The organism is Treponema endosymbiont of Eucomonympha sp. (assembly GCF_001028545.1).
In genome coordinates, this window is the sequence record NZ_BBPW01000611.1 from 1 (window position 1) to 460 (window position 460).

1 protein-coding gene is annotated in these 460 nt (G+C 63.5%); it reads left to right on the forward strand.

Annotated features, from left to right (window positions below; genetic code table 11):
• Nucleotides 1-30 precede the first annotated feature (30 nt).
• Nucleotides 31-460 (forward strand): DEAD/DEAH box helicase (locus AWU74_RS08310; RefSeq protein WP_438816372.1); only part of this gene is annotated, 430 nt, incomplete at its 3' end.

A 460-nucleotide genomic window follows, 5' to 3' on the forward strand; every position in this document is an offset into this window, starting at 1 on the left:
ATCCGATCGACCTGTGCGGTTCCGGCTGGCGTGGTGCCTGCAGAGTGCGAGCGGAGCGTATGGGCGAGGCAAATCGTGCTGCTGCCGACAGGCGCGGGGAAATCGCTGTGCTTTCTGGTTCCCGCCGCACTGCTCGACCGCCCTACACTCGTCGTGTATCCCCTGCTTGCGCTTATGTCAGATCAAATGCGCCGCATCGACGCGAGCGGGCTTGGCGCAGTAGCATTCCGCGGCGGGCAAAGCGCGGAAGAGCGCGGTGAAAACTTCCGTCGGCTCGACGCGGGGGCAAAACTCATTCTGACAAACCCCGAAGTGCTTCTGTCTGACGCGCTGGTCGAGCGGCTCGCCCAATACCGAATCGTGCACGCCGCTATCGACGAAGCGCACTGCGTCGCCGAATGGGGCGACTCGTTTCGCCCCGCATATCTCCGCCTGCGGGAAATCATCGACAGGCTCGGTA